Source organism: Streptomyces sp. NPDC097640 (genome assembly GCF_040302705.1).
Lineage (GTDB): Bacteria > Actinomycetota > Actinomycetes > Streptomycetales > Streptomycetaceae > Streptomyces.
In genome coordinates this window covers 84,770-109,535 of sequence record NZ_JBEOSB010000029.1, presented here as the reverse complement: position 1 = coordinate 109,535, position 24,766 = coordinate 84,770, and the positions used below count along the sequence as shown (strand labels likewise).

Annotated in this window: 25 protein-coding genes and 1 tRNA gene; 15 read left to right on the top strand and 11 right to left on the bottom strand. The window is 66.9% G+C overall.

Annotation, left to right across the window (positions count from 1 at the left end; genetic code table 11):
• Positions 1–285 precede the first annotated feature (285 nt).
• Positions 286–359: transfer RNA gene (locus tag ABTY62_RS36355), tRNA-Gly, on the top strand.
• Positions 360–684: 325 nt separating this feature from the next.
• Positions 685–1,440 (top strand): hypothetical protein, encoded by a 756-nt coding sequence (locus tag ABTY62_RS36350; protein WP_352133682.1) that lies wholly within the window; start codon positions 685–687, stop codon positions 1,438–1,440.
• A gap of 94 nt (positions 1,441–1,534) precedes the next feature.
• Here ABTY62_RS36350 and ABTY62_RS36345 read toward each other — a convergent pair whose 3' ends face one another.
• The 5 genes from ABTY62_RS36345 to ABTY62_RS36325 all read right to left on the bottom strand — a co-directional run bounded on the left by ABTY62_RS36345 (position 1,535) and on the right by ABTY62_RS36325 (position 6,419).
• Complete coding sequence (locus ABTY62_RS36345; RefSeq protein WP_352133681.1) at positions 1,535–2,014, bottom strand: ASCH domain-containing protein; 480 nt, start codon at positions 2,012–2,014, stop codon at positions 1,535–1,537.
• The gene (locus tag ABTY62_RS36340; RefSeq protein WP_352133680.1) at positions 2,011–4,065 is read right to left on the bottom strand and encodes a GNAT family N-acetyltransferase; all 2,055 of its coding nucleotides are present in this window, start codon (positions 4,063–4,065) and stop codon (positions 2,011–2,013) included. The genes ABTY62_RS36345 and ABTY62_RS36340 overlap by 4 nt, the downstream gene beginning before the upstream one ends.
• Positions 4,066–4,340: 275 nt before the next feature.
• Positions 4,341–5,492: a tyrosine-type recombinase/integrase gene (locus ABTY62_RS36335; protein ID WP_352133679.1), complete on the bottom strand. Its 1,152-nt coding sequence runs from the start codon at positions 5,490–5,492 to the stop codon at positions 4,341–4,343.
• Positions 5,492–5,704, bottom strand: a complete 213-nt coding sequence (locus ABTY62_RS36330) for a helix-turn-helix domain-containing protein (RefSeq protein WP_352133678.1) — start codon at positions 5,702–5,704, stop codon at positions 5,492–5,494. The genes ABTY62_RS36335 and ABTY62_RS36330 overlap by 1 nt, the downstream gene beginning before the upstream one ends.
• A gap of 193 nt (positions 5,705–5,897) precedes the next feature.
• Positions 5,898–6,419: a helix-turn-helix domain-containing protein gene (locus ABTY62_RS36325; protein ID WP_352133677.1), complete on the bottom strand. Its 522-nt coding sequence runs from the start codon at positions 6,417–6,419 to the stop codon at positions 5,898–5,900.
• 277 nt (positions 6,420–6,696) lie between these two features.
• On the opposite strand from ABTY62_RS36325, the gene ABTY62_RS36320 reads away from it, so the two are divergent.
• The 4 genes from ABTY62_RS36320 (at position 6,697) to ABTY62_RS36305 (ending at position 11,680) form a co-directional block, all read left to right on the top strand.
• Positions 6,697–8,064, top strand: a complete 1,368-nt coding sequence (locus ABTY62_RS36320) for a DUF3631 domain-containing protein (RefSeq protein ID WP_502997587.1) — start codon at positions 6,697–6,699, stop codon at positions 8,062–8,064.
• A 212-nt stretch (positions 8,065–8,276) separates the two neighbouring features.
• Complete coding sequence (locus ABTY62_RS36315) at positions 8,277–9,131, top strand: DUF2637 domain-containing protein (protein WP_352133675.1); 855 nt, start codon at positions 8,277–8,279, stop codon at positions 9,129–9,131.
• 327 nt (positions 9,132–9,458) lie between these two features.
• Positions 9,459–9,980 carry a plasmid mobilization relaxosome protein MobC gene (gene mobC, locus ABTY62_RS36310; RefSeq protein WP_352133674.1) on the top strand — a complete coding sequence of 174 codons (522 nt, stop codon included), beginning with the start codon at positions 9,459–9,461 and terminating at the stop codon, positions 9,978–9,980.
• The gene (locus ABTY62_RS36305; RefSeq protein WP_352133673.1) at positions 9,977–11,680 is read left to right on the top strand and encodes a relaxase/mobilization nuclease domain-containing protein; all 1,704 of its coding nucleotides are present in this window, start codon (positions 9,977–9,979) and stop codon (positions 11,678–11,680) included. The genes mobC and ABTY62_RS36305 overlap by 4 nt, the downstream gene beginning before the upstream one ends.
• Positions 11,681–11,730: 50 nt before the next feature.
• Here ABTY62_RS36305 and ABTY62_RS36300 read toward each other — a convergent pair whose 3' ends face one another.
• The 6 genes from ABTY62_RS36300 to ABTY62_RS36275 form a co-directional block, all read right to left on the bottom strand.
• Positions 11,731–12,120, bottom strand: coding sequence for a hypothetical protein (locus ABTY62_RS36300; RefSeq protein ID WP_352133672.1), 390 nt, complete (start codon positions 12,118–12,120; stop codon positions 11,731–11,733).
• Between the two features lie 37 nt (positions 12,121–12,157).
• A complete protein-coding gene (locus ABTY62_RS36295; RefSeq protein WP_352133671.1) occupies positions 12,158–12,625 on the bottom strand; it encodes an NUDIX hydrolase in 468 nt (155 codons plus the stop codon).
• Between the two features lie 207 nt (positions 12,626–12,832).
• Positions 12,833–12,976 carry a hypothetical protein gene (locus ABTY62_RS36290; protein WP_502997589.1) on the bottom strand — a complete coding sequence of 48 codons (144 nt, stop codon included), beginning with the start codon at positions 12,974–12,976 and terminating at the stop codon, positions 12,833–12,835.
• 72 nt (positions 12,977–13,048) lie between these two features.
• Positions 13,049–13,903, bottom strand: coding sequence for a helix-turn-helix domain-containing protein (locus ABTY62_RS36285; protein ID WP_352133669.1), 855 nt, complete (start codon positions 13,901–13,903; stop codon positions 13,049–13,051).
• Positions 13,904–13,910: 7 nt separating this feature from the next.
• Positions 13,911–14,435: a DUF6879 family protein gene (locus ABTY62_RS36280; RefSeq protein ID WP_352133668.1), complete on the bottom strand. Its 525-nt coding sequence runs from the start codon at positions 14,433–14,435 to the stop codon at positions 13,911–13,913.
• Positions 14,407–14,814 (bottom strand): hypothetical protein, encoded by a 408-nt coding sequence (locus ABTY62_RS36275; protein WP_352133667.1) that lies wholly within the window; start codon positions 14,812–14,814, stop codon positions 14,407–14,409. Before ABTY62_RS36275 ends, ABTY62_RS36280 begins: the two co-directional genes overlap by 29 nt.
• A 41-nt stretch (positions 14,815–14,855) precedes the next feature.
• Between ABTY62_RS36275 and ABTY62_RS36270 the strand changes: the two genes are divergently transcribed.
• The 9 genes from ABTY62_RS36270 to ABTY62_RS36230 all read left to right on the top strand — a co-directional run bounded on the left by ABTY62_RS36270 (position 14,856) and on the right by ABTY62_RS36230 (position 24,694).
• Positions 14,856–15,374 (top strand): hypothetical protein, encoded by a 519-nt coding sequence (locus tag ABTY62_RS36270; RefSeq protein WP_352133666.1) that lies wholly within the window; start codon positions 14,856–14,858, stop codon positions 15,372–15,374.
• Between the two features lie 240 nt (positions 15,375–15,614).
• Positions 15,615–16,862: a methyltransferase, FxLD system gene (gene fxlM, locus ABTY62_RS36265; protein ID WP_352133665.1), complete on the top strand. Its 1,248-nt coding sequence runs from the start codon at positions 15,615–15,617 to the stop codon at positions 16,860–16,862.
• Positions 16,863–16,928: 66 nt separating this feature from the next.
• Complete coding sequence (locus tag ABTY62_RS36260) at positions 16,929–17,123, top strand: FxLD family lanthipeptide (protein WP_352133664.1); 195 nt, start codon at positions 16,929–16,931, stop codon at positions 17,121–17,123.
• A 79-nt stretch (positions 17,124–17,202) separates the two neighbouring features.
• The gene (locus ABTY62_RS36255; protein ID WP_352133663.1) at positions 17,203–20,250 is read left to right on the top strand and encodes a lantibiotic dehydratase; all 3,048 of its coding nucleotides are present in this window, start codon (positions 17,203–17,205) and stop codon (positions 20,248–20,250) included.
• On the top strand, positions 20,247–21,389 hold the full coding sequence (locus tag ABTY62_RS36250; protein ID WP_352133662.1) for a lanthionine synthetase C family protein: 1,143 nt from the start codon (positions 20,247–20,249) through the stop codon (positions 21,387–21,389). The genes ABTY62_RS36255 and ABTY62_RS36250 overlap by 4 nt, the downstream gene beginning before the upstream one ends.
• Positions 21,390–21,435: 46 nt before the next feature.
• Positions 21,436–22,413 carry a thiopeptide-type bacteriocin biosynthesis protein gene (locus ABTY62_RS36245; RefSeq protein WP_352133661.1) on the top strand — a complete coding sequence of 326 codons (978 nt, stop codon included), beginning with the start codon at positions 21,436–21,438 and terminating at the stop codon, positions 22,411–22,413.
• Between the two features lie 372 nt (positions 22,414–22,785).
• On the top strand, positions 22,786–23,700 hold the full coding sequence (locus ABTY62_RS36240) for a DUF6192 family protein (protein WP_352133719.1): 915 nt from the start codon (positions 22,786–22,788) through the stop codon (positions 23,698–23,700).
• A gap of 2 nt (positions 23,701–23,702) precedes the next feature.
• Positions 23,703–24,194, top strand: a complete 492-nt coding sequence (locus tag ABTY62_RS36235) for a BTB/POZ domain-containing protein (RefSeq protein ID WP_352133660.1) — start codon at positions 23,703–23,705, stop codon at positions 24,192–24,194.
• 113 nt (positions 24,195–24,307) lie between these two features.
• Complete coding sequence (locus ABTY62_RS36230; protein WP_352133659.1) at positions 24,308–24,694, top strand: DUF6192 family protein; 387 nt, start codon at positions 24,308–24,310, stop codon at positions 24,692–24,694.
• The last annotated feature ends 72 nt before the right edge of the window (positions 24,695–24,766 follow it).

Sequence of the window (24,766 nt, the reverse complement as noted above, 5' to 3'; positions counted from 1 at the left end):
CTTCGGCACAACGGACGACGGTGCGCTCCATTGAGTCCCTTCCCCATGAACGTGGACGACAAAAGCCACATTAGGGGATCAACCACCCACCACTCCACGCGGCACTCCGCCCCACCGTACGCCCCAACTCCCCCACCCCCCTAGCCGCTTCCCCACCCCCACCCCACACCCACGCCCACCGGGCAAACCCCTCCCGAACAACGCGAAAACCCCACGGCGAATGCGCCGGGGGTCAGGCATGGGGTACAGTGTGCGACGATGCGACACGGACGGACAGTGTCTCTCGCGGGTGTAGTTTAATGGTAGAACATGAGCTTCCCAAGCTCAGAGCGCGGGTTCGATTCCCGTCACCCGCTCCATAACGAAGGCCCAGGTCAGCGACCCGGGCCTTGTTTCTTGTCTAGACCTCTCGGGGGTCGCCATGCCCTCCGCGTGCCCTAACCGAGGCGCACACCGCCACCGAAGGCCACCCCACAGCCCCACCCGGGGAGACGCGTACACACCAATCTCGCAGAGTGAGATGCATTTTCTGTGACCTGCGTCACCACCTCCCGCATGGGCGTGCTGTTTCGAACACAAAGCGCCAGTCGCTACGCGTTCTGCCGTCAGGTGACCAAACGTCGCAGCCCCTTACCCACAGAAACGCCATCAACGATCTCCCGGACAGGGCTAGCGTGGCGGTCCATGACCACTGCTGCACCGGCCGGAGCCGCCCTCCTGCCATCCCTCCACCGTCTGCAACTGCGCTTCGAATCCAGCGCCTCGCTGGTCGCGATGGATGCTGACGACGACCCGGCGACGCTGGAGTGGGGCTGCCGCGCCGTGCTGCCCCTGTGGGACGCCGACGACGAAGAGGAAGCGGCCGCCAACCAACGCCTTCTGGCTCGGGACGTGTCTTTGTCTCGCACCGCTCACGACGACAGTACAGAGTTGACCATCTTCTCCATGTCTGGCCTCACGTTGGACCTCTGGCGCATCGGCCGCATCTACGACTCGCTGGACTCACGCGACTCCGACTACGAGCATTTCGCCCGGCTCTTCGACTCGTCAGGGGATTTGGGTCTCCACCCAGATCTGGACGACTGCTTGGTCACAGGCACACAGGTCGTCATCATCGACCGAGCCCGGATCGCGCCGGCGTGGCGCGGTTTCGGTGGAGTCGGACGCCTACTGATCGCTCGTATGCTCCGCTGGACATCAGTACACGCCGCCCTCGTGGCAACCCACCCCTTCCCCATCGATATCCCCGTTGACGAACGCGACGACGAGGCTCGGGTGCTTCGGGAGAAGGCCGTAGTTCAGCGCATGTGGGAATCATTGGGCTTCGAACCGTTTCGCGAGGACCTGTGGGTCATGAAGCCACACCTACGAGACCATGAAGATGCAGTGCAACGGTTGGAGGCCGCACTCGCACCGCACCTCAGCCCCTTCGGACCCTGAGGGCAACCGGTGGCGGACCGCAGCCGAAAGGGCCTGACCGCTCCGGGGCTGAATAGCGCGCCATAGGGCTTGCCTGGGATCGAAGCACGCAGTCCTAGGCAGGCACCAGGTCGCTCAGCACCTTGCTGAGCGCTGCGTCGGCAACAGGCGCTGCTGCCGTGACCTGGCGCAAGTCGTCGGCTTTCAGGTACCGGTAGCTCTGGGGTGGATGGAATGCGCCAGCAGCCCGCAGGGCGGCGAGCGGGACTGGCTCGTCGAAGGTCACCGGTTCCTTCAACGTGATACCCGACGCCTGTGTGGCTCCGCTCATGTACTGGTCGTACTCACGGCGGCTAATGCCGGTCTGCGCTCGCGCGGCGGACCATACCTGCTGTGGGGTCCCGACCTGGACCGCGGCGATGCGCGCCATGCCCACCAGTGCCATGGTCGGCGCCGTGGCGTAGAGCAGGACCGGGGTGCCCGGCGGCGCGGCGACGCGCTGCCGCCGGACCTCCACGGTCTTGCTGCCTGCCAGGATCGCCGTGGCGAAGCGGGGGTGGACCGACAGCAGCATCGCGCGTTCCAGATCATTCACGTCCTTCGGTGCCCCTCTTGGTAGACCGCCTGGAACAGCTCGTTGCTGATCTTCGACAGCGACATCAGCGAATACGTTAGTCCCAGGCGCTTGGCCAGCGAGTCCAGACGCTTCAAGCTCACCGACCTCGGAAATATCTCGGTGTCCGAGAACCTCAACGCCATCGCGTGGCCGGACGTAGCGACGGCCTGGACTTGCTCCAGACCATATACACCCAAGTGTTCGAATCCCGAGAAGAGGGCTTCAGGTGTGTCGATCACCACCTCATCGAGCCGCGAGCTGCCGATCACCATCTGGCCTTCTTGGCCAGCGGCACCCTTGCTGACGTACCAGAGCAGGCGCCCAGGAGCACGCTCGCCGCGGCGGCCAGAGGACCGGTAGTAGACATGCTCCCTGCTGATGCCGAGCACCTCGCTGCGCGGCAAAAGCATGGCGGGAACGTTGAATAGTTCGGTCGACCAGCGAGGTTCGATCGGTACGAGGAAAGACGGCATCTCCGAGTCGATCACCTTGGCCGGCCACCAGGCACGCTCGACGCTACTGGCCACCTCCGCCGGTAGCCCCGGACGCAGCTCCACTTGCTGGCGACCGAGTTCCCGGGAGGAACTGCTAGCAGCCGCTTGCACTTCCCTGGCGCTTCCGCATACCTCCACCAACAACGCGGCCAGCCCCGCCTCGTGCGGGAAGAACCCGTCGTCACTCGCGGCCGCCTTCGCAACCGGTGAGAGAAGGGCATCCGTGATGTGCACCGTCTCCGCACCACAGTCGCGCCCGAGCCCCTTCAGTCGGAACAGCAACTGGCGGGCGAGCGTCTCTTCCAGCCGATGGGCTGCCGTTCGCAGCACCGGAACCTTCAGCACGCGGCCGTCCAAACCCCACACATATAGCGCGACCGGGTGCCCTTCCCCATCACGGAGCAGTTCCCGGCGCCAGACGACCGAGCCGTGGGCGAAGGATCGCAGCCGCTCGGCGAACGCCGAACCGCTGTCGCTGCCGGACTGGGCGAAGAACGCGACGAGCTCATCCTCCGCACCGACAGTCACCTCACCGGAGCGGAAATCCGTGCCCATCAGGTCGGCGGGCCGGTACACCTGGGCCTGCCTTAGCTCGTCGACGTGCAGCGTCACGACCGCTGGTGAGACCACATGAACGCGTGCGATCTCCCAGGCCACATCGGCCAACTGGAGCAACAACTGATCGCGAGTGGCAAGGACCTGAAGGCCGGCACAGGACGTCTCGGCTACGTACCGCAGGCGTCGCTGCAACGAATCATCGGCCAACATGCCTAGCTGGCTCTGCTGCGCTGCCTGCAGAAGTTCACCGCATCGCTCGCTCACGGCCTCGATGTCAGGAGTGAGCTCGCGCAGCCGGTTCAGAGCCGCTCGCTGGTGCTTACGTTCGGCGGTGTCACCGACGTCCCGCAGGTCGTGAAACAGCTGTGGCGTGTAAGCCAGTTCGACGAGATCCGACAGCCAGGAGGCGTCCAACGCCAGCGATTCCTTCGCCCCGTCAGGAGGAGTATGCCCGCGGAGATCCGCGAACACTCCATGGTCCACGGCCACTACCAGCAGCGCGTCGCTCTCGGCATCGGTGAACAGATCTGGGTGGCCCAGACCCAGCCACCACCCGTCCAAAGTCTCACCATCACGGCCCCGGCCAAGGGCCTCTCCGCGGGGGACGAAGCCGAGGCTCCGCCACATTCCGCTCAGCTCGTAGTCACGACGGCACTTCGCCTTGATCCCGACCCGCTGCGGATTCCGATCCTTGATCGCTTGCACCAACAGCCGTGCGACGTCTTTGCCTCGATGTTCCTCCGCCACACACAAGTGGGCCAGCCGCACGTGTGGACTTCGCTTCGGCAGGCCGAACAGCGCATACCCGATCACGATGTCGCCCTGGACGGCAACAAGCAGCCCACGCTCCGCCGCCATCTTCCGGTACGCCGACGGCGTCATCAGCCCCAGCCTGTTGGTGTACCGGTCCCCCAACGCCACAGCCGCGTCGATCAACTCACCCTGCGAGTCCGACACGGACAGCACCTTGATCGCCATACATCCCCCTCCCGGAAAGGCCGCCGACAACCAGCCTCAACTCGGGCAAGTACACAGGGAAAGACGAATCGGGCCAAGAGCGCCACGGCGCGGAAGGTCACCCGTGGGCGCCAGTCCACTACTGATCACGCACCGATGGGCCCCCTGGGCTGCCGCGTTTGCGGCTACTGTTCCCCTGCGGGGCACCTGGCCCAGTCGCACGACGTCTTCGCGTATCTCTGCCACCTCTCGCTGAGGGGGCTGGGGCACATCCGCGCGCCCCAGCCCCTTCACCATCAGGCTTCCCGCGCCTGCGGTGGCCGGGAGAGGGCCTTGTCACGCACTGCCCGCACCATCGTGTCGATGCCCCCCGCGACCTCCCGCTGCCGCTCGTCGTCGGAGTGCTGGTAGATCAGCGCTGCCTTCTCCGAGGACTGCCCTGCCCGGACCATCGTGTCCTTGAGTGTCGCGCCCGAGCGGGTTGCCAGGCTGTGGCCGGTGTGGCGGAGGTCGTAGAAGCGGAAGTCTTCCGGCAGGCCGACCTTGGCTCGGGCGTTGCGCCACTTGCGGCCGAAGGTGGAGCGCCGGAACGGGGCGCCCTTCTCGCCGACGAACAGGAGGCCGTTGTGCTCCTTCTCGGCGAACCAGTCGAGGTGCCGCTTCACCTCGATGTGGAGGAAGCCTGGTAGGTAGACGGTGCGCACGCCGGCATCCGATTTCGTGTCGCCCTCGACCCGGCGGCCAGTAGTCAGCTCGGGGGCCGCTTCCCGCACCCTCACAGCGAGCGGGTCGAGGATGACATCGGGTCGGCGGAGGGCGGCCATCTCCTCCGGGCGCATGGGTCCGTAGGCGCAGAAGTACACCATCAGCCGCCACCGCAATCCCATGGCTTCGGCGAGCGCGTCGACCTGCTCAATGGTGGCCGTCGGCCGTTCCTTGGCCTTTTCACTGCCAGCGCCCTTGATCCGGCAGGGATTGCGGCGGATCAGCTCGTCGTCAGTCGCGGTCTCCATGATGGCCTTGAGCAGCCGGTAGGACTTGGCGACCGTCGTCGCCCCCGTGGCCTTGAGCCGCTCGGCACGCCAGGTCCGCACCCCGGGCGGGGTGATCTCGTCCAGGTCCATGGCGCCGAAGGCGGGCAGGATGTGCAGCCGCAGCAGCCTGCGGTACAGCTCATCCGTGGTGGCCGAAAGGCCGCGTTCCTCGACCCACTTCAGGGCGTACACCTCGAAGTTCACGGCGCCCGCATCCGGATCGACCCAGTGCTTGCGCTCGATGTCGGCTTGGGTCAGCGTGAGCCAGGTCTGCGCGTCCGTCTTGGTGTCGAAGGTCTCCGGGGCCTTCTGCCGGCTGCCGTCCGGTGCCCAGTAGCGAGCCTGCCATCGGCCCGAGGGCAGCTGGCGCACCGTGCCGAATTCGCGCCGCCGCTGCGGCTTGCGGCCCGCCATCAGGCCGTCTTCCCGTAGCGAACACGTGCCTCGCGGAGGGTCAGCACCGTCCGCTCCTCGATGTACGCGGCCACGGCGCTCTCGGGGATACGGACCGGCTTGCCGAGCTTGACGTAGCGGATACGGCGCTCGGCAATGAGCCGTCGGACGAAGCGCACGCCGGTGCCGAGCCGCTCGGCGGCCTCTTCCACAGTGAGCAGACGGTCAGCCATGCGTGATCACCTCCTTCGCGGCGGACGTGATCCGTGTGGAGGCGTGGGGTATTACGGGCTGGCGCAAGGGGTGGGTCCTCTTCTGGCAGGCATGGGTGCGGCAACACCGGCCTGCCGGTCGATCGTGAGGGATGACGGTGCGTGCTTCCCGCCCTGAGGGTTTGCGGGTCCAGGAGGAGTGCGGATTAGTGGGTTATGCCTCGTCAGCGGAGTCGTGTCCGGCGTCGGAGTGTTCGCCGGGCGGAGGTCCGTCGGCTTCCGCCAGGTGGCTGGTGCTGGCCTCGGCGATGGCGTTGGAGACCATCACGTCGGCTTCTTCGCGGATGTCGGGGTGCTCATCGAGATAAGCGCTTAGGGCGTCCGTTGCCTGCGCATAGGCGGCGTTGGCCCGCTGGCTCTCGCGGAACGCGTCGACAACGCCGTCAATCAGCTCCATGGCACGTGCCTTCGCCGCGAGCTGCGGCGGGCCGATGAGGTTACGCAGGGAGAGGCCGAAGACCTCGGCGAATCCGATCGCCTCATCCAAGTTGATCCGCCGCTTGCGGTTCTCGATGCGCCACACCGCCGATGGGTTCATCTCGAAGCCGGCCTCATTGAGGCGGTCGGACACAGCGTTGGTGCTCCAGCCACGCGCCTCGCGTTCCAGCTTGATCCGTACCGCGACGTTCTCCTCGCCGCTGAGCAGAACGCCCTGCGAGGAGTCTTCATCCTCCATGGCGACTCCTTCCATGTGAAGCGGGTCCCTGCCATTTGCAGGAGCACGTAAACCCTAGCATGTTTCTGCGATAGGCAAGATGCTTCTGCGAACCGCAATCAGGTGGCATAGTGTGGGCACCGCACCGGAAGAGACCGCCACGAATCACGCCCCAGCAAGCAGAAACCCCCCGGCGAGACCGGGGGGCTCAAGCGCAAACCTCTCAACCGCCATCCCTAGCGATCAACCTGCGAGGCCGGGATTGCCGTCCCATATGGCCCGCAAGCAGAGGAGCTCGATGTCCAGTATGGACGACGCCCGCCCCAGCACGCCATCTCTTGCGAAGACGAGCGGCCACCAGCCGCCCGTAGGCAGCCACTCCCCCCACGAGCTCGACGTATCCGGCAGCGATGGTGCAAGCAGCGCTGCCGGGAACCGGCCCGCCGGAGGCAACGACGATCGCCCGCACCTCCAACCGGACCATCGCCCCCGGGTTGGCGAGGGAGCCGAGAACCTCTTGGCGGAGCCGAGCGACCTGCCGGACCTTGCGCCGACGCCCTCGTCCAAGGGCGAAGAAGCGCTGTCCGACCTTCGGCGGCAGATCAAGCGATTCGTCGTGCTGCCCAGCGAGGAGGCGCTCACGGCGGTGACGCTGTGGATCGCTGCCACGCACTTGCAGACCGCGTGGCAGCACGCCCCACGCCTGGCCGTGGTCGGACCGGCCAAGCGATGCGGCAAATCGCGGCTTCTTGACGTGGTGACCGAGACCGTGCACGCCCCGCTGATCACGGTCAACGCCAGCCCGGCCGCGATCTTCCGGTCCATCACCGAGAAGAACCCGCCCACCCTCCTGGTGGACGAGGCCGACACCCTCTTCGGCACCCTCAAGGCTGCCGAGCGCAACGAGGACCTGCGCGGCCTGCTCAACGCCGGGCACCAGCGCAACCGCCCCACCCTGCGCGTCACCGGGCCCGATCACACGCCGGTCGCCTTCCCCACCTTCGCCATGGCCGCGCTCGCCGGCATCGGCGACCTGCCCGACACGATCATGGATCGCTCCGTGGTCATCCGGATGCGCCGCAGGGCACCGGGCGAGAGCGTGGCGGCCTTCCGCACCAGCCGGGACACCCCCGCCCTGCACACGCTCCGCGACCGCCTCACCGCTTGGCTGCACCCGCTTTACGCGCAGGCTATGGAAATGGAGCCGGTCATGCCGGTCGAGGACCGCGCGGCCGACACCTGGGAACCTCTGGTCATCGTCGCCGACCTCGCCGGAGGCCAGTGGCCGACCACCGCACGCGCCGCCTGCCGGACGATGACCGCCCACGAGGCCGGGCAGGACGAGGACGCAGGACTGCGGACCCGCATCCTGGCCGACATCCGCCGGGCCTTCGCCGCCGAAGGCGATCCCGGGGCGCTGCGTACGAGCCGCCTCATCGATCAGCTCAACGCGAACACGGAGGCGCCCTGGGCCGAGCACAGCCCGCAGGGGCTGACCCCACGCGGCCTCCAACTGCTGCTGAAGGACTACGGCATCAGCTCGGCCAACCACCGCTTCCCCGGCGGCACCCAGGCCAAGGGCTTCGCCCGCGCCCAGTTCCTCGATGCCTGGGCCCGCTACTGCCCCACACCAGCCGCCGAATCCGCCGACGGCACCGGAGCCTGACCCACCTCGACCCGTCCCACTCGTCCCCGCGCAGGTCAGCGCGGGGACGAGTGGAAACCCCGCAACGAGTCGACTCGACATCGCCGCCCCAGCCGTACCCGCCTTGGCCTGACAAATGCGACGGGTGGGACGAGTCACTGCACCTACCAGCGGCCACTCCATCATCCCTACGTCTGTGGCCGCCGCCCATCTCTTGCCTGGAGTGCCACCGTTTGTCCTCCCGCACCGCCATCGCCCCGACCGCCACATCCGGGACCGCCGCGATCCGTGTCGGCATCTCCATGCTCGGCGCCATCGGCTTCGCCCTCTCCTATGACGCGCTCCGTCAGATGGCCGTCGCCATCCACATCCGCGGGCTGCTGACCTACGCCTTCCCACTGGTGATCGACGGGTTCATCGCCATCGGTGTCGGCGCCCTGCTCATCCTGCGCACCGCGCCACTTCGCTCCCGCCTGTACGTGTGGGCACTCGTCGGGCTGGCCACCGCCACCAGCATCTGGGCCAACGCTCTCCACGCCGTCCGCCTCAACCAGCAGACCCGTCACGACGGACTGCACCTTGACGACCTCACCGTCGGCGCGCTTTCCGCCATCGCCCCACTCGCCCTTGCCGGAGCGGTCCACCTCTACCTCGTCATCCGCCGCCACCCCACAACCGACCAACACTCCCGGGAGAGTGCCACCACACACCGCCACATCGACGCCACCCGCCACAACAGCGGCACCGCCCATCGGCAGCAGCCCAACCGTGAAGAGCTCAAATCCGGCCATCAGGAGTCCCCACCAATGCCCTCAGCCGATGAGGTGGCGGAAGGCGCCGCCGAGGTGGCGGACTCCCTGGAGCTGCCCGCTAGGCCCAAGGGCCGGAAGCCCAGCGCCACCATGGACGAACTCCTCGCCATCGGCCGCACGGCACCTCGCGGACGCAACGGCCGCATTTCGCGCCGCAACGTCGAAGCCGAGGTGCGCGCCGAGGGCCACTCCGTCGCCAAGGACCGCCTGGCCGACGCCGTCCGCATGCTGCAGGCCGAACTCGACGCTGCCAAAGCCGACGCCGAGGACGCCTGAACCCCACAGCCGCATCCGTCCCACCTGCGGCCGACCCGTCCCACTCGTCCCACGCGCAGGTCAGCATCGGGACGGGTGGGAGGTCCGCAACGAGTCAACCCGACATCACCGCCCCACTCGTACCTGCCCTGACCAGGCATGCGACGAGTGGGACGAGTCAGCTCGCCCGCAAACGACACCCCCACGGAGAACCACCCCATGCACGACCCTTACCGCGAAGCACCCACTGACCAACCGGAGATGACCACCACCCCAGCCACCGGCGGAGCAAGGTATGGCGTTGGACCGTCCAAGGGCCGGCCCAACGCGGTGCCCTCCGCCCCGGGGGTGGCCGAGGGCATCGGGCACCAGGGGGTGCCCGAGGAGAGGAAGCCCGTCGTCTCCACCGAGCCATCGCTCCCGCGCGCCGCCGACGAAGCCGCCCTTTACCGCGTCGCACGCCGCCGACGACGCGAAGACGTCCAGCGCAAAGAGCGCGTCGATGTCCGCTACAGCCTCGCCGAGAAGAAAGCGATCACCGCCAGGGCCCGCTCGATGAACATCGCCGGCGCCCACCTCATCGGTGCCGTGATCACGGCCTACCTCGAAGGCGATCTCATCCTTCCCGGCCAGCGCACCCCGGTCGATGACCACATCGACGAACTGAACGCTCTCCGCGCCCAGCTCGCAAAGATCGGCAACAACGTCAACCAGATCGCCCGCATCCTGAACTCCGGCGGCCATCCACACCCTGTGGACACCGCCACCCTCACCCAGGCCCAGCGGACCCTGGACACCGTCCGCGCCACCATCGCCGACATCGACACCGCCTCATACCAGGCTGCGACCGCGAAGGCGGCTGCTCGATGATCGCCAAGATCACCAGCGGCAGGAACACCGGCAAGCTGATCAGCTACCTCTACGGTCCTGGCCGGGCGAACGAGCACACCGACCCGCACCTGGTCGCCTCCTGGGACGGCTTCGCCCCCGACCCCGGCCGCACCGACGACTTCAACGAAACCAAGAACCAGCTTGTCAACGCCCTCGACCTGCGGGTGAAACAGGCTGGCGACCGTGCGCCCGAACAGCACGTGTGGCACTGCTCCATCCGCGCCGCACCCGAGGACCGCACCCTCAGCGACGACCAGTGGGCGGACATCGCCCGACGCGTCGTCGCCGCCACCGGCATCGCCCCCAACGGTGACCCGGACGGATGCCGCTGGGTCGCCGTACGGCACGCCGACGACCACATCCACATCGCCGCCACCAAGGTCCGAGGCGACCTCCGCCCCGCCCGCCACTGGAACGACTACCTCACCGCCGACAAAGAACTCGCCACCATCGAAAAGGAATACGGGCTCCACGAAGTCATCCGGGGCGACCGCACCGCCGCACAGCGCCCCACCCGCGCCGAGCAGGAGAAAGCCCACCGCACCGGCCACCAGCGGACCGCCCGCGAGCGCCTGCGCTCCACCCTCCGCACCGCGGTCACCGCCGCCACCACTCCCGAGGAGTTCCTCCGCATCCTCGCCGACACCGGCAACGTACGCGTCGAGATCCAGCGGTTTCCCTCCGGCGACATACGCGGCTACAAAGTCGCCCTCGAAGGCGACACCAACGCCGCCGGTGAACCCATCTGGTTCTCCGGCTCCAAGCTCGCCCCCGACCTGTCCTTCCCCAAGATCCAACAGCGCCTGGCCGGCACCGAACCGAAGCCCGCCAGCCAGCTGCCACGACACCACAAGCCCAACCCGTGGCACCGAGCCACCACCGCCATGGAACGCATCCCCCACCACCTCGACCAGGCGGACGACGAAGCCGCCCAGGCCCACCTCGCCGCCTTCGGCGAAGCCCTCGACGCCCTCCCCCTCATCTCACCCCAGAACATCCGCCCCCAGCTGCGCCAGGCCGCCACGGCATTCGAGCGCGCCACCCGCTCCCGCATCCGCGCCGAACACCACCACGCCCGTACCCTGCGCGGCGCCATCCGGAGCATGCTCCGCGAACCCGCACCCAAGGACGCAGCGGCCCTCGCGATGCTCCTCGACGCGGCCCTCCTCGTCATCATCGCCGCCGCCCGCTGGCACCAGCTCCACCACCACGACCAGCAAGCAGCCGCCGCAACCCGGACCCTGCTCGACCTGCGCACCGCGTACGAGAAGGCCGCAGCAGCACCCCTTGCCGCTCTCGCCCGGCGCAAACCGCCAGCAGAGACCGTCGACCGGCTCGCCCGCCAGATATGGGAGACCGTGCCCTCCCATGCCCAGCAGATCCTGGACGACCCTGCCTGGGATGCTCTGACCACCGCCCTCACAGAAGCCGAGAACGTCGGACACAACTCGGCCATCGTGCTCCAGCAAGCCATCCATCAGCGGCCGCTGGACGACGCACGCCACCCCGCCGAAGTGTTGACCTGGCGCATCCGTCGTCTCGGCGAACTCCGTGCCCCCAGCGCCCGGTCCGTGGCCGCTCAGGCCCGGTCTGCCGTGGACCGTTCTGTCCAACCAACGCATGCATCTCCTGCCGGTGCCGTGCCTGTGGCACCTGCTCCCCGTAGGCCACGGCGGTAAGACGGCAGGAAGATGCCCCGCAGAATTGGCGACGGTATGGCGGAAGTCGGCTAAGCAGCCATCTCGTTGCGTATCTGATCAAGAGAATGGGAGGCGGCGGCACACTGGGCGGGCAGCCGGGTCCCCGCCGTGCGCACGATGCGCTGGAGTTGGTGGGGCAGGCGTTGCATGGCCGCCTCTTGGATCGCGATGTCCAGTGACTGGGCAGCGCCGCTGCGGTCATCGGCGAGCAGCTGGATGTGCGCGACGGTGATCAGCTCGATGACGCGCCACTGTGGGGCCACGACTGTCGTGGGCAGCGGGTTGTGCTCCACCAGCCGCATGGCCACAGCGGCTCGTCCGGTCGAGACAAGACCGCGGAGCCGGATCTCGTGGAGCGAGAAGGGGCTGAAGAAACTGGTGTGGTCGACACGGGAGAGCAGATCGTCGGTCGCCCACATCGCCCAGTCGCGCGATCTCGCCCCCGCTCACGGTCGGCTACATCCGCTCGTAGTCGTCCAGCTCCACGTCCCTGCGGCCGTACCAAGCAGCGATGGCCTGCTTGTAGCCGTCGGGCATGTTCAGCCCGGGCACCTCGTCGGCGGTGAACACGCCGAGCTGCTTGTGCTCATGGCTGACGACCGGAGGCCGGTCGGGGGTCAGTACGGTGCAGCCGTAGGTGACGATCAGCACCCTCCGCCCGGGGATGGGCTGGTAGATCCATACACCGCCGTTGATGAGGGAGCCGGCCTTGACCTCCCAGCCGGTCTCCTCCTGGATCTCCCGTTCCAGCGCGGCTTCGGGACTGGCATCCGGCAGCACGGCTCCGTCCGGGCTGCCGATCTCCAGACGACCGCCGGGCAACTCCCACTCGTCGCGCTCGTTCTTCAGCAGGACCACGCGGCCCTGGGCGTCCAGTGCGACGCCTTTCACCGAGACGGGCCAGAGCGGCGGCGTGTACGTCATGACGATCCTCGTCCTGCGGTGTGCGACCGGGCTCTCGGAACGTAGCACGCCCCGCTCGACCCGCATCCGCACTGGGCGATTTGTCCGGGTCGACAATCAGTCGCTTTACCCAGCACGACGCGACTGCCCACCCTGTCCACACCGACCCCGATCAAAGAGTACGGCGATGCGCCACGCCGCCGCCCCCGTGGCCCTGTTCTCGGGCCACTACGCCCACAGAAAATCCCCAGCGCTATCTCTCTTGACGTACTCCAAGAATTCCACCCAGGTGACTCGCTGGACGGCTATGATTCCCCGATTACGCGCCTTCGTGTCTCGAACCATTACCTTCTCCGGGTCGTTGTCAGCCACTTCCACACAGCTGTCGGACCTTGTGTAGGAGCTGGTACGCCAGTTCGCACTCTCGCGCACGGTGGGTGCCTCCTAATCAGTTGGCATCTGGTCGAAGTGGTGGATCGCAGCGAGGATGAGGTTTCGAACAGCGGCTCCGTAGACCGCCGACTGCTTCAAGAGTTCGAACGCTTTGGTGTATAGCTCGATTTCTCGTGGCTGTGTGACCGAGAACTCCGCCGAGTAGGTCTCAACGAGGACGAGCTTGTTATCAAACATCGAAAAGGAGTTGCCGAGCCAAATGCTCAACGGTGCGGACCGTGGAACGATGCCAAGGCTCAGCCGAGGTAGCCGCATCACAGCCAGCAGGCGGTCGAGCTGCCCCTTCATCACCTCCGGGTCGCCAAGGTTGCTGTAGAGAGCCTGTTCGCCGAGCAACACGTTGAAGATCCGATTCCCCTGATACAGGTACTGCTGTCGTTCAAGCCGCTTGGCCGTGGCGGCTTCCGCGTCGTCGGGGATCTCGTAGTAGTCGACAACCTGTCTGAAGGTCTCTGCGGCGTAGTCGGCTGTTTGGAGAGTCCCCCACACGACTGTGGGATGCCAGATACGGAAGACCTTGGTCTTGGCGTAGACCTGAAGGCCCTGGCTCTGTCGCTTCTCCGCGCCTGTCTGGAGTAGTCGGCGCCATTCCTGCCAGAGTTCATCGATGTGGCGCACGGTCGCGATTAGGTCATCAATGTGGTCTTGCCGCCCTGTCGCCGTGCACCAGAGCCTGATGTCGTCCTCGCTGGCGTTCTGCTTTCCGTTTTCGAGTCGTGAGACCTTCGATTCCTGCCAGCCGAGCGCGCCGGCGAGCGCCCGGCCGCTCGCGAATCCCGCATCCTTGCGGAAACCGCGGAGCCGGGCGCCCAGCGCTTGTCGTGCTTCTTGTGCTTGGTTGCTCACTGATGGGTCAGGGCTTGTACTCGACGTGTGGGATGGCGGCGGACCAGAGAAGGTCACGCACGCGGATGCAGTCGGCCACGGTGTCAAAATCCTCGATGATTTCCGAGCCCAGCACTCGGCCCTCCGGGTCGAAGTGGCCGACGGCGAGAAGACGATCGTCGTACAGCCACCAGTCGTTTCCGTCGACCGGGAAGGTCACCTCCTCCGGCAGCTGGTGCCGAGGAAGCCATCGAATGTCCTCACCGGCTTCCAGGTTGAGATGGGTCAGTGAGTGCTCCCAGCCGACGTACTGGGAGTGAGGCTCCGTGACGACACGCACGCGCCTGACGGTCTTTCCCTCACCCGTGACGCGCTTCATCAGCGTCATCCAGGGATCGAGCCATGCGTAGTTGTCGGGCTCGCCCCTCTGCCACCGCGCATAGGGCGTGTCCTCGATGGGAGACCCGTAGTCGTCCCTCAGCTCCAGGTGGAATGCGTCGCGCTCGAAGCTGTCGAAGAGCTCGTCACGCTGGGCTGGGGTGATCAGGTCCACCGTTCTCCTCCAGTAGGGCCGTGATCGAGGACTTGGGAACCTCGATGCAGGTCTCATAGTCAGGCATCCGCATCTGGCTCAGAGCCTCGGGATCGTTCATCTCCGGCCCCTGCAAGATGCATGTGCCCTGCTCGGTGATGAGCATGATCGGGGCGGTGAAGCTCTTGATCTCGCCGGTCGCGTGTCCGTCCTTCGTCAGGTGTTCGAACAGCTCCGACGGCACCTCGATCACTGTCTGACCTTCTGGCACGTCGAGCTGCATGAGCAAGTCGTTGGCGTACACCCTCCAGCCTTGGATGACGTAGCTGTCCTGGTCACTGGCGTACAGGGTGGGGCTGTCTCCGGGGGTGGAGTTCTTACCAAGGAACCGTAGCTTCATGGCTGCTCTCCCGTCCGCTTCCTTGCGCCGATTTGCACGACATGACGATGGTCGATGAGGCGTTCACCCCCGTCAATCGGCTTGCCGCAAACTCGCGCAATGTCTTTGTGAGTTGGAAGACAGCAGCCCTACGGTCGTTCCAAACCCGAGCAACCAAGGGCGCCGCACACGACGCCAAGGGGAGATGCGTGGTGGCCACCGTGACCGACAGACACGAAGCTCCAGCCGTCGACAGCCTTCCCCTCGACACGAAGCTGATCGCGGACAGCACCGACGCCGCCCTGAAGATGCAGCTGAACACCTCAACCCGCGAGGACATCAACGCCAGGACCACGGCCGTCATCGAGCAGCTGACTCTGCTTCTCGGCGAAGAGCTGGGCGCCGTCAAGGACCCTGCCGTCAGGCACCTGTGCAGACAGGCATACAGACTGCTCGAGTTGTCGGAGCGGCCCACAAAGGAGACACCGGCCTTCAGCGCCTTCTTCTTCCTGCGCGACATGGCCAGCCTTACGCGCCGTCTGCTGTGGGCGTACGCGGAGGAAAACGACCATGCGCCCTGATCACCCCACGCTGCTCCAGGAATCGTCCGCGCTCACACGTACCGTCCGCCGGCCCTGCACCCGCTTACGTACCCGCACAGCCTCACCCATCAGCAAGCGGACCACCGGCAAGCCACTCGACACACCAACCACGCATCTCGCCGCCGGGGCGGGTGGCGCGGGGCGCCTCCCTCGCCGCCGGCCCTCTGCAACGCCCGCCCTCAACGCCCTCGGCGCAGGCCGCCGAGAAGGAGAACGTTCGTGAACAACGTCCACGGCATGACAACCAAGATCAGCGATAGCGCCCAGGCGTCCGAGCAGGAGTTGCGCGACGCAATGGTGCAGCGGCTGATCGAGTTGGGCGCCGCGCGCAACCCCCGTGTTGTGGCCGCGTTCCGCTCGGTTCCCCGGCATCTGGCCACCCCCGAAGTGGACATGGCCAAGATGTACGAGGCGGAGTTCGCCGCGGTGACGAAGGCGGACTCGACGGGTGTGGACGTCAGCTCGGTGTCCGCCCCGCGCGTCCAGGCGATGCAGATCGAGCAAGCCGACATCCAGCCGGGGATGAGCGTCCTGGAGATTGGTTCGGGCGGGGTGAACGCGGCCTACCTCGCCGAGGTGGTAAGCGACCGGGGCCGTGTCGTCACTGTGGACATTGATCGCGAGGTTACCCAACAGGCGAAACACTTCCTCAAGGCGACCGGCTACCGGAACGTGATCGTGGTCACCGCCGACGGCGAGCACGGCATGGCCGACCACGCGCCGTTCGACCGCATCGTCGTCACTGTGCAGGCCGCCGACGTTCCGTCCGCCTGGATTCACCAACTCGCCGAAGGCGGCCGGCTCGTGGTGCCGCTGCGGATGCGCGGTATGACCCGCACGGTGGCGTTCGTCCGCGATGGCGATCGCCTCGTCAGCGACGGGTTCGAGCTGTGCGGGTTCGTACCGATGCAGGGTGTGGGCGAGAACCGCGTGCGCCTGGTGCTCCTCCACGACGTGGAGGGGGAGGAGATCGCCCTTCGTCTGGACGGTCATCCCGAACCCGACGCCGAGGCCCTGCGCATCGCCCTGGGCATGCCCCGCGTCGAGGCGTGGTCGGACGTCACAGTGGCTGGCGACGAGTCGACCGAGCATCTGGACCTGTGGCTGACGACCGCGCTCGACAACCTCCCCCTGATGGCCGCCAAGATCGCCGCACGGAAGCGTGGCCTGGTCGCCAGTGCGTCGCCGATGGGCGTGCCGACCCTCGTAGACGGTGACAGCTTCGCCTACCGCACCGCGCGCCCCACTGACGACCCCGACCGGTTCGAGTTGGGGGCGATCAGCCACGGACCGCACGCGCGTAAGGTCGCGGACCGCCTGATCAAGCAGATCCAGGTCTGGGGCCGTGACCGCCGCCAGCACCGCGCCCACATCGAGATCCACCCTGCGGGCACGCCGACCGACCAGCTTCCCCCAGGCCGGCTCATCGACCGGCCCCATACGCGGATCACGATCACCTGGCCGTGACGCCTTCGGCCTCATGACCAGGCCGGCACAGCACCATCCCACCCGCCTCTCAATAAGGAGACCGTGATGGCACCACAGAACACGACCACGACGCTGAAGGCCGCCACCGACTTCGGAAGCGCCGCCGGGTCGGACTTCGACCTCAACATCGAGACTGTCGCCTCCGCCCCGGTCATCGGCTCGCTGCTGAACGACACCAGCGACAACTGCACCTCCACCTGCGCGTCCGCCTGCACCAACAGCACCTGCATCGGCGGCTGACCCACCAGAGCCGGGGGCCGGGCGGGATCTGACGTGTCCGGCCCCCGCACATCGCCGCGACGAAGAAGGAGGCACAGCCATGTACCACGCAATCGATGCGAGCGTGATCCGAGCATCGGTCTTCCCGCTGGCGGCCACGCTGCCTCCCTGGCCCGACCTGGACGTCGACACCCCCGCCTCCGTCGAGCGCCAGCGCGAGTGGATCGCGCAGGTCTGGGCGGACCACACCCGGGCGACCGCCATCGAGTTCGCCGCACCGCTCCTCGCCACCGCCGTCCACGAAGTGCTCGCCGGGGACCGGCAACGACCGCGCGCCGTCCGGCGCACCGCGGCCTCACTCGCCCGCTATCTGCTGCGCACCCAGCACCGAGCCACACCGTTCGGGCTGTTCGCCGGGCCCACCCCCGTGCGCTTCGGCCACACGGCCCAGGTGGAGTGGGGCAGTGAGCACCGTGCCTTCGCGCGGGCCGATGCGGAGTGGCTGAACGATGTCATCACCGCTCTGGAGGACAACCGGGAGGTGCTGCGGTGCCTGCCCGTCGTGGTCGACCCCACCTGCACCGTGCGCGGCACCCGGGTGGCCGTGTCGAACCAACCGGGCACGGACAGCCCCACCGACACCACGCTACGGCGCACCCGGGCCGTGGAAGCGGTGCTTGCCCTCGCTCGTTCCCCGATCACGGTCGGCGACATCGTGGCCAAGCTCCGCGGCGACTACCCGGATACGCCGACCGCGTTGATCGAGGACATGGTGTGCGGCCTTGTCACCCACCGGGTCTTGCTGACCAGCTTGCACGCCCCTATGACGTGCGACGACGCGCTGCGGCACCTCGTAGCCGAGCTCGACACCACAGGCGCCGCGGCCAAACCGAGCAGTGCAGCGATGGCTGAGGAGCTGCGCGAGATCCACCGGTTGCTCACTGCGCACGACACGGCTTCTCACGACGAGCAGCGGGCTCTGCGCTCGCAGGCGACCACTCGGATGACCTCCCTCACCGGTGTCACCTCCCGCACCCTGGTGGTGAACGTGCGCCCCGACTGCGACATCGTCCTGCCGCCAGCCGTCACGCGCGAGGCGGAGCGCGCCCTGGAGGTCATCTCCCGGATCTCGCCGTACCCGACCGGCTCTCCGGCGTGGCAGGATTACCGCGCGCGGTTCCTGGAGCGCTACAGCATGGGCGCGATCGTTCCCCTGCGCGACCTCACCGACCCGGACACCGGCCTCGGCTTCCCCGTCGGCTACCGAGGCACGGTCCTGAAGAGGCCGGTCCTGGCCACGACCCGCCGCGACGAACATCTTCTCCAACTCGCCCAGACCGCAGCGCTCAACGATCAGCGCGAAGTCGTCCTCACCGAGGAGGACATCGAAGCCATGTCGCTCGGGGAGCCCACACAGGTTCCCGCCCATGTCGAACTGTGCTTCACCGTGCTGTCCCCTTCACTGGACGACGTGGAGCACGGCCGGTTCGCACTGGTCACCGCCGGCCTGTCCCTCGCGGCCGGCACCACCACGGGCCGCTTCCTGACGATGCTGGACCAGCCCGACCGCGACCGGATGGCCGCCGCGTACGCCGCCCTGCCCACGCTGGCCGCCGGTGCCGTGCACGGGCAGGTGTCCAGCCCACCGCTGAGGCTGCCGACCCGCAACGTAGGCCGCGCCCCGGCCGTCGTGCCGCATGTGCTGTCCGTCGGCGAGCACAATCCCGACACCACGCTCGACCTGGAGGACCTCGGCGTCGTCGCCGACTCCCGGAGCCTGTACCTGGTGTCCCTCTCCACCGGCCGGCTCATCGAGCCCTCGGTCATGAACGCCGTGGAACTCAGCAGCGCCACCCACCCCCTCGTCCGCTTCGTCAGCGAACTGCACCGCTCCCACACCGCCATCCTCACCCCCTTCGCCTGGGGCGCGGCAGCCAGACTGCCGTTCCTGCCCGAAATCCGCGTCGGCCGCACCATCCTGTCCGCCGCCTGCTGGCGGCTGAGCGCACGCGACCTCAGTGACGAGGGAAAAGACTGGATGTTCCACTTCACGGACTGGCGCATCCGCTACGGCGTGCCCCGCACCGTGTACGTCGGCAGCAACGACCAACGTCTCCGCCTGGACCTCGACATCCTCGCCCACCAGCAGCTCTTGCGCGCCGAACTGGATCGCCACGAAACCGTGGTGCTGCACGAAGCGCCTGACGAGGCGGCGCTCGGCTGGCTGGGTCGCGCCCACCAAGTCACTGCGTCCTTCGCCTCCGACCAACAACCCTGCCCCGCCACCGTCTGCCGCACAGCGGCCGTCGTCTGCCGGGACTCCGGCCGACTGCCCGGCGCCACACCGTGGGCGTACGTGAAGCTCTACGGAAACGCCGAACGAGCACCCGAACTGATCACCACGCACCTCCCACGTCTTCTCCGCGACTGGGGCGCCGACGCACCGACGTGGTGGTTCACGCGCTACAACGACCCCGACAGCCACCTGCGGCTGCGGCTCCGTCTCCGAAGCCCGCACGCCTTCGACGACGCCGCACAGCGCGTCGCCGCGTGGGCAGTCGAGCTGCGAGCCGAGGGCCTGCTCCAACGCGTGCAGTGGGACACCGACGAGCCGGAGACCGGACGCTACGGCACCGGCCCCGCCCTGGAGGCCGCCGAGCACGTCTTCGCCGCCGACTCCGCCGCCGCCCTCACGCAGATGGCCCTTCCCATCCCCGATGGCCTCCGGCCTGCCGTCACCGCCGCCAGCTTCGTGGACATCGCCGACGCCTTCCTCGGCTCCCCGGCAGAAGCCCGGGCGTGGCTCACGTCGAACCTTCTGAAGAACGACGGCGACGCCGCACCGCGCGACGCACTCTCCGCAGCCGTCCGTCTCACCACCCCAGACCCCGACTACGCCGCCTTGCGAGCCCTGCCCGACGGCGACCACGTCGCCACGACGTGGACCCTGCGCCGCAACGCCCTGTCCGCCTACCGCCAAGCTCTCAAAGCGAACGGCACCGACCCAGCCGCCGTACTGCCGTCCCTGCTGCACATGCACCACAACCGCACTGCCGGCATCGCCCCCGACGCCGAAGCCACCTGCCGCCGCCTGGCACGCGCCGCCGCCCTCTCCTGGACCGCACGAGCCCAAGGAGCTCCACGGTGACCACAACCCCACCCGACACCGACCTCGCCACCAAGCAGTCCCTCGCCCACGGCCCCCTCGGCATCGCCCTGCTCCACATCGAACGAGCCCGGCGCAACCTCGCCCCCTGGCAGGCCGTACACCAGCAACTCGCTTCCGCCCGGCCTCTGATCGACGGGGACGAGGCGAGCCTGTTCCTCGGTGCTCCTGCGATGGCGTACGCCCTGCACCTGGCCGCCGCTGACAGCAACAGATACGCGAGGGCCCTGCACACCGTCGACGGGCTCGTGGCCGCGCACACCCGCCGCCGTCTGGACGTCGCTCACGCCCGCATCGACCAGGGCAGGCAGACCAGCTTCGCCGAGTACGACCTGCTACGCGGCCTGACCGGACTGGGTGCCCTCCTCCTGCGCCGCGCCCCCGCCAGCGACGAGATGAAGGGAGTCCTGGAGTACCTGGTGCGCCTCACCGAGCCGATCCCCGGCCCGGACGGGGACACGCTGCCCGGCTGGTGGGTATGGCACGCCCCCGTTCACCTCGGCGCACCTACCCCCGGCGGCCACGCCAACGCCGGTCTCGCCCACGGCATCACCGGCCCACTGGCGCTCCTCGCACTCGCCAAACGACACGGCATCACCGTCAACGGCCACGATGATGCGATGGCCCGCATCTGCCGCTGGCTCGACCGGATACGCCAGAGCGACCACCGAGGAACCCGCTGGCCGCGATGGGTCACCAGAACCACCGCAGTGCCCACCAAACCGACGGCGCCATCCTGGTGCTACGGCACCCCCGGCCTGGTCCGCGCCCAGCAGCTCGCCGCCACCGCTCTGGGCGATGTCCACCGCAAACGCATGGCCGAGCGTGCCCTTCTCTACTGCCTGACTGACCGGCTCCAACTTGACCAGCTCACCAACCGCGGGCTATGCCACGGCATCGGCGGCCTGATGCGCGTCGTCCAACGCGTCGCCCAGGAAGCGGAGAATCCAAACCTGTTCACCGACCGCCTGCCGCAGCTCAGCGAACGTTTCCTCAGCCTCGGCCCCCCGGCGGAAACCGGGTTCCTCGAAGGCACGGCCGGAGCGGTCCTCGCCTTCCAAAGCGCCGAAGCAGGCACGGCGCCCGTCAGCGACTGGGACGCCTGCCTCCTCCTCATCTGACCACTCCCCATCTGACCACTCCCCCGCCCCGTGGAGAGGCATAACGGTGGATCCGTACAACACCAGCGCGGCCGAGACAGCCATCCTGGCTGTCCTTGCCGGAGCCCCCATCGCGGACGCCGCCGCCCAGGTCCGCTGGTCACCGGGGCGTCTCGCCGAAGCCGTCGAGCTATACCGCGCCGCCGGCCGCGCCGCACTCGACGCTCAGCCCGACCCCACCGGCTGGCACCAGGTGTACATCGAGTTCGCCGATTACCCGACCGCCGAGCACGCCTTTGCCACCCACGTCCTGCCGCCCCTGCGGACAGCAACAGACACCGGAACAGTCGCGGCATGGTGGTTCCTCCGCAAGCAGCCCTGCTGGCGCCTGCGAGTCACTCCCGGCCCGAATGCAACCGTCGAGGGCGTGGGGCATTACTTGGCCGAACCACTCGACCGCACAGTCACGATGGGCCTGACCAAGCGCTGGTGGCCGAGCCTGTACGAGCCGGAGACGGCCGCATTCGGTGGCCCGGACGGCATGACGATTGCCCACGACCTGTTCCACACAGACAGCGTCGGAGTTCTTGACTACCTACATGACGTGAAGACGGACTCCGGCGGACTCCTCGACGCCAAGGCCACCTCGTTCCTCGTCATCAGCGCATTCCTGCGCGCCGCCAGACAGGAGTGGAGCGAACAAGGCGACGTATGGGCACGCGTCGAAGCGAAGAGGCCACTGCCCGACGGAGTTCCCGTGGAGCGGCTCACCACCATGACGCACAAGCTTCAGAAGCTCCTGGCCATCGATCCCAGCCCTGCGCTGGCGGCAGGCGGCTCGCTCGCGCCCCTCGCCAAGTGGATCAACGCAGTGCGGACCTCCGGGCGGGCCCTCACAGACGCTGGACAGGAAGGGCAACTCACGCTCGGCACACGCACCATCCTGGCCAGACACATCCTCTTCCACTGGAACCGCATGGGATTCACGACGCGACAGCAGGCGATGTGGGCCAGAGCAGCTCGGGAAACGATGCTTGGCCACTGATGACGTCTGCAAGCCCCATCCGGGTGGCAGGAAGCCTCCGGCTCCACCACTCGTCGTGACCGGACCTCCCACCGCAGCAGAACAGCACGCTAAGAGATTCCCGACACTCAGAAGAATCACATAAACACAGTGTGTGTCCAAACGGCCTTAGCAGATCCCAGGCCGCCATATCCGCGCGAAACTTTAGTCCCATATGTAGGCAATGTGCCACGTCAGGGCGTAAAGTAATCACAAAGAACACGCAGGGTGACGCCCGTGGGTCACCCGTGCACCACATACGCGCTGAGCAGGCATCTCGCCGCCGGGCGCCATCCCGCCACGATCGAGACGCATGTCCAGACGCTGGGGAGAAGGTGTCCGTCAGTGACTGTCATGACGATCCCCGCCGGCTACAGCAAGTCGGAGTGGAACAAATATGTCCGCAAGGGGCGCGCGCTAGTCAAGCGGCAGTCGGGGATTCAGTTCGAGCTGGGCGATACGGTGATCGACATGCTCCATAGCCACAGGCGTGGCCATGGGGAAGTCGCCGAGGTAATCGAACTGTATGCGAACCAGATCGGCATCAATCCGAACACGCTGCGCAGCTATTACTATGTCGCAACGCAATGGCCAGAGGAAAAGCGACGCCCCGATGTCTCATTCTCCGTGCACGCAGCCCTAGCGTCGACGCGAAGTCGGTACGTCAAGATCCGGAAAGATCCGCTGGACCCGTTCACTGGGGAACAACACTGGACGTACAACGAGGCACTCCGAGCCGGAGATAACACGAAGCCCCAAACGCCAACGAATCGCGAGGAACGCTGGGAACGCGCTGAAACCCTTCTGGGGAGTGATGAGGACGCTGCTGTAGCAGTGGGTGAGATGCTCAAGCACCGTCCGGAGATGAGACAACGACTCGTTGCCGATCCGCATGCACGCCACATGCTGCGCCAAGCCCAGTACGAGCACTGGCGGCAGGTCGACGAGGAAGCCGCAGCCGAGGCGGAACTCACTGCCGAGGAAGAAGAGATCCAAGAGGAGGAGGTGCCGTCCAAAGTCTCATACCAGGACGCTCCCTTGGAGATCCTGCAACTGCTGGGCAGCTTCACGTCGTTCTTCGTCTCTCTGCAACGGCTTATCCCACAGGTCCACGCGCAGGACTACACCGCAGACACAAAGGAAGCGGTGCTGGACAACATCACCAAAGCCCGCTCGTTCCTCGACTGGTGTGAGTCGGCGATCAAGACAGGCAAGACCGACATGGACAAGGCCCTGGCGCGCTTGCTGAAGGATGAAGAAGGCGAGTAATCATGGCGACGCGGCGCCGCCAAGCGGCGCACGACAGCGGAGAGGACATATGGAACCGAGTCGAAAAGGCCGGCGAAGCCGGTCTACTGACGGAACAGGCCATGGGCCGCAACACTCGTGGCCAGTTCGAGCGCGGCAAGGCTTGGATCAAGGACTATAAGTGCAAGAGCGAGAAGAAGGGTTGGACCTACCATCACGGCACCTACACAGTCACCGTAGACCACCACAAGTGCACTCTCTACGCGACCGAACGACTGCAGTCCCTGCATCAGCAGGCACAGCGGATCTATAACTGCTCGATCGTGATTCTCCCCCCAGAGGAACAGGAGCTACCAACGGTGCGGCTACTGCGCGGTGTGTGCGAGAACATTTTCACCTCAATGGCCCTTTTGGAAGCAGCGGGCTTCTCTGCACAGTCCGCCGCGAAGGCCATCGAAGCAAGCCCGAAGACCACCGGGACTGCTCGGCGCGGACGCAAGGCGCCGTCGCATTGATATGCGCCGACAAGGGGGTGGAGCATTTCACACAGAAACGCTCCGCCCAGTCCACGTTCCAAAAAAGATTTGCGCACTTACTCAACCCGGGATCGACATGAAAGGAATGTTTGATGCGTTCTTGGCCAGAGCTGCGGCGTGAGGGGAGAAAGCTAGCAAAGCGACAGACAGACGCGCAGTTCATGCTCGGGGATCTCCTCCTTGATCTAACGGCACGGTTGGACACCCCGCCAGCCCACCAAGCAGCTTTGGGGCATTTTGCCGATGCCCTAAATATATCGCGCGACACCTTGAATAGATATTGCCGGGTGTCGGCAGCATGGCCCCAAGCAAAGCGCAACAAGGACGTTTCCTGGACCGTGCACGCCATCCTTGCCTCCCACCCCCGCCGTTTCGACCTAATCAAGCACCCACCGCCTCCTCGGGAAAAGCAGTGGACCTGCACAGAGGCCCGAGCGGTCATGGATTCACAGAGGCAGGTAGGCGAGCCGTCGGCTTGAGTCACCGGAGGGCAATGCTTCGGACATACTGCTGCTCAAGACATCCTGACAGGCCAGTTCCGAGAGAACTTG

Bases quoted from the DNA above. Each gene is read 5' to 3' on its own strand.
- ABTY62_RS36350 (WP_352133682.1), top strand. From the start codon at position 685: ATGACCACTGCTGCACCGGCCGGAGCCGCCCTCCTGCCATCCCTCCAC.
- ABTY62_RS36340 (WP_352133680.1), bottom strand. From the start codon at position 4,065: ATGGCGATCAAGGTGCTGTCCGTGTCGGACTCGCAGGGTGAGTTGATC.
- ABTY62_RS36335 (WP_352133679.1), bottom strand. From the start codon at position 5,492: ATGGCGGGCCGCAAGCCGCAGCGGCGGCGCGAATTCGGCACGGTGCGC.
- ABTY62_RS36330 (WP_352133678.1), bottom strand. From the start codon at position 5,704: ATGGCTGACCGTCTGCTCACTGTGGAAGAGGCCGCCGAGCGGCTCGGC.
- ABTY62_RS36325 (WP_352133677.1), bottom strand. From the start codon at position 6,419: ATGGAGGATGAAGACTCCTCGCAGGGCGTTCTGCTCAGCGGCGAGGAG.
- ABTY62_RS36320 (WP_502997587.1), top strand. From the start codon at position 6,697: ATGTCCAGTATGGACGACGCCCGCCCCAGCACGCCATCTCTTGCGAAG.
- ABTY62_RS36305 (WP_352133673.1), top strand. From the start codon at position 9,977: ATGATCGCCAAGATCACCAGCGGCAGGAACACCGGCAAGCTGATCAGC.
- ABTY62_RS36300 (WP_352133672.1), bottom strand. From the start codon at position 12,120: ATGTGGGCGACCGACGATCTGCTCTCCCGTGTCGACCACACCAGTTTC.
- ABTY62_RS36295 (WP_352133671.1), bottom strand. From the start codon at position 12,625: ATGACGTACACGCCGCCGCTCTGGCCCGTCTCGGTGAAAGGCGTCGCA.
- ABTY62_RS36275 (WP_352133667.1), bottom strand. From the start codon at position 14,814: ATGAAGCTACGGTTCCTTGGTAAGAACTCCACCCCCGGAGACAGCCCC.
- ABTY62_RS36270 (WP_352133666.1), top strand. From the start codon at position 14,856: ATGACGATGGTCGATGAGGCGTTCACCCCCGTCAATCGGCTTGCCGCA.
- ABTY62_RS36260 (WP_352133664.1), top strand. From the start codon at position 16,929: ATGGCACCACAGAACACGACCACGACGCTGAAGGCCGCCACCGACTTC.
- ABTY62_RS36255 (WP_352133663.1), top strand. From the start codon at position 17,203: ATGTACCACGCAATCGATGCGAGCGTGATCCGAGCATCGGTCTTCCCG.
- ABTY62_RS36240 (WP_352133719.1), top strand. From the start codon at position 22,786: ATGACGATCCCCGCCGGCTACAGCAAGTCGGAGTGGAACAAATATGTC.
- ABTY62_RS36235 (WP_352133660.1), top strand. From the start codon at position 23,703: ATGGCGACGCGGCGCCGCCAAGCGGCGCACGACAGCGGAGAGGACATA.
- ABTY62_RS36230 (WP_352133659.1), top strand. From the start codon at position 24,308: ATGCGTTCTTGGCCAGAGCTGCGGCGTGAGGGGAGAAAGCTAGCAAAG.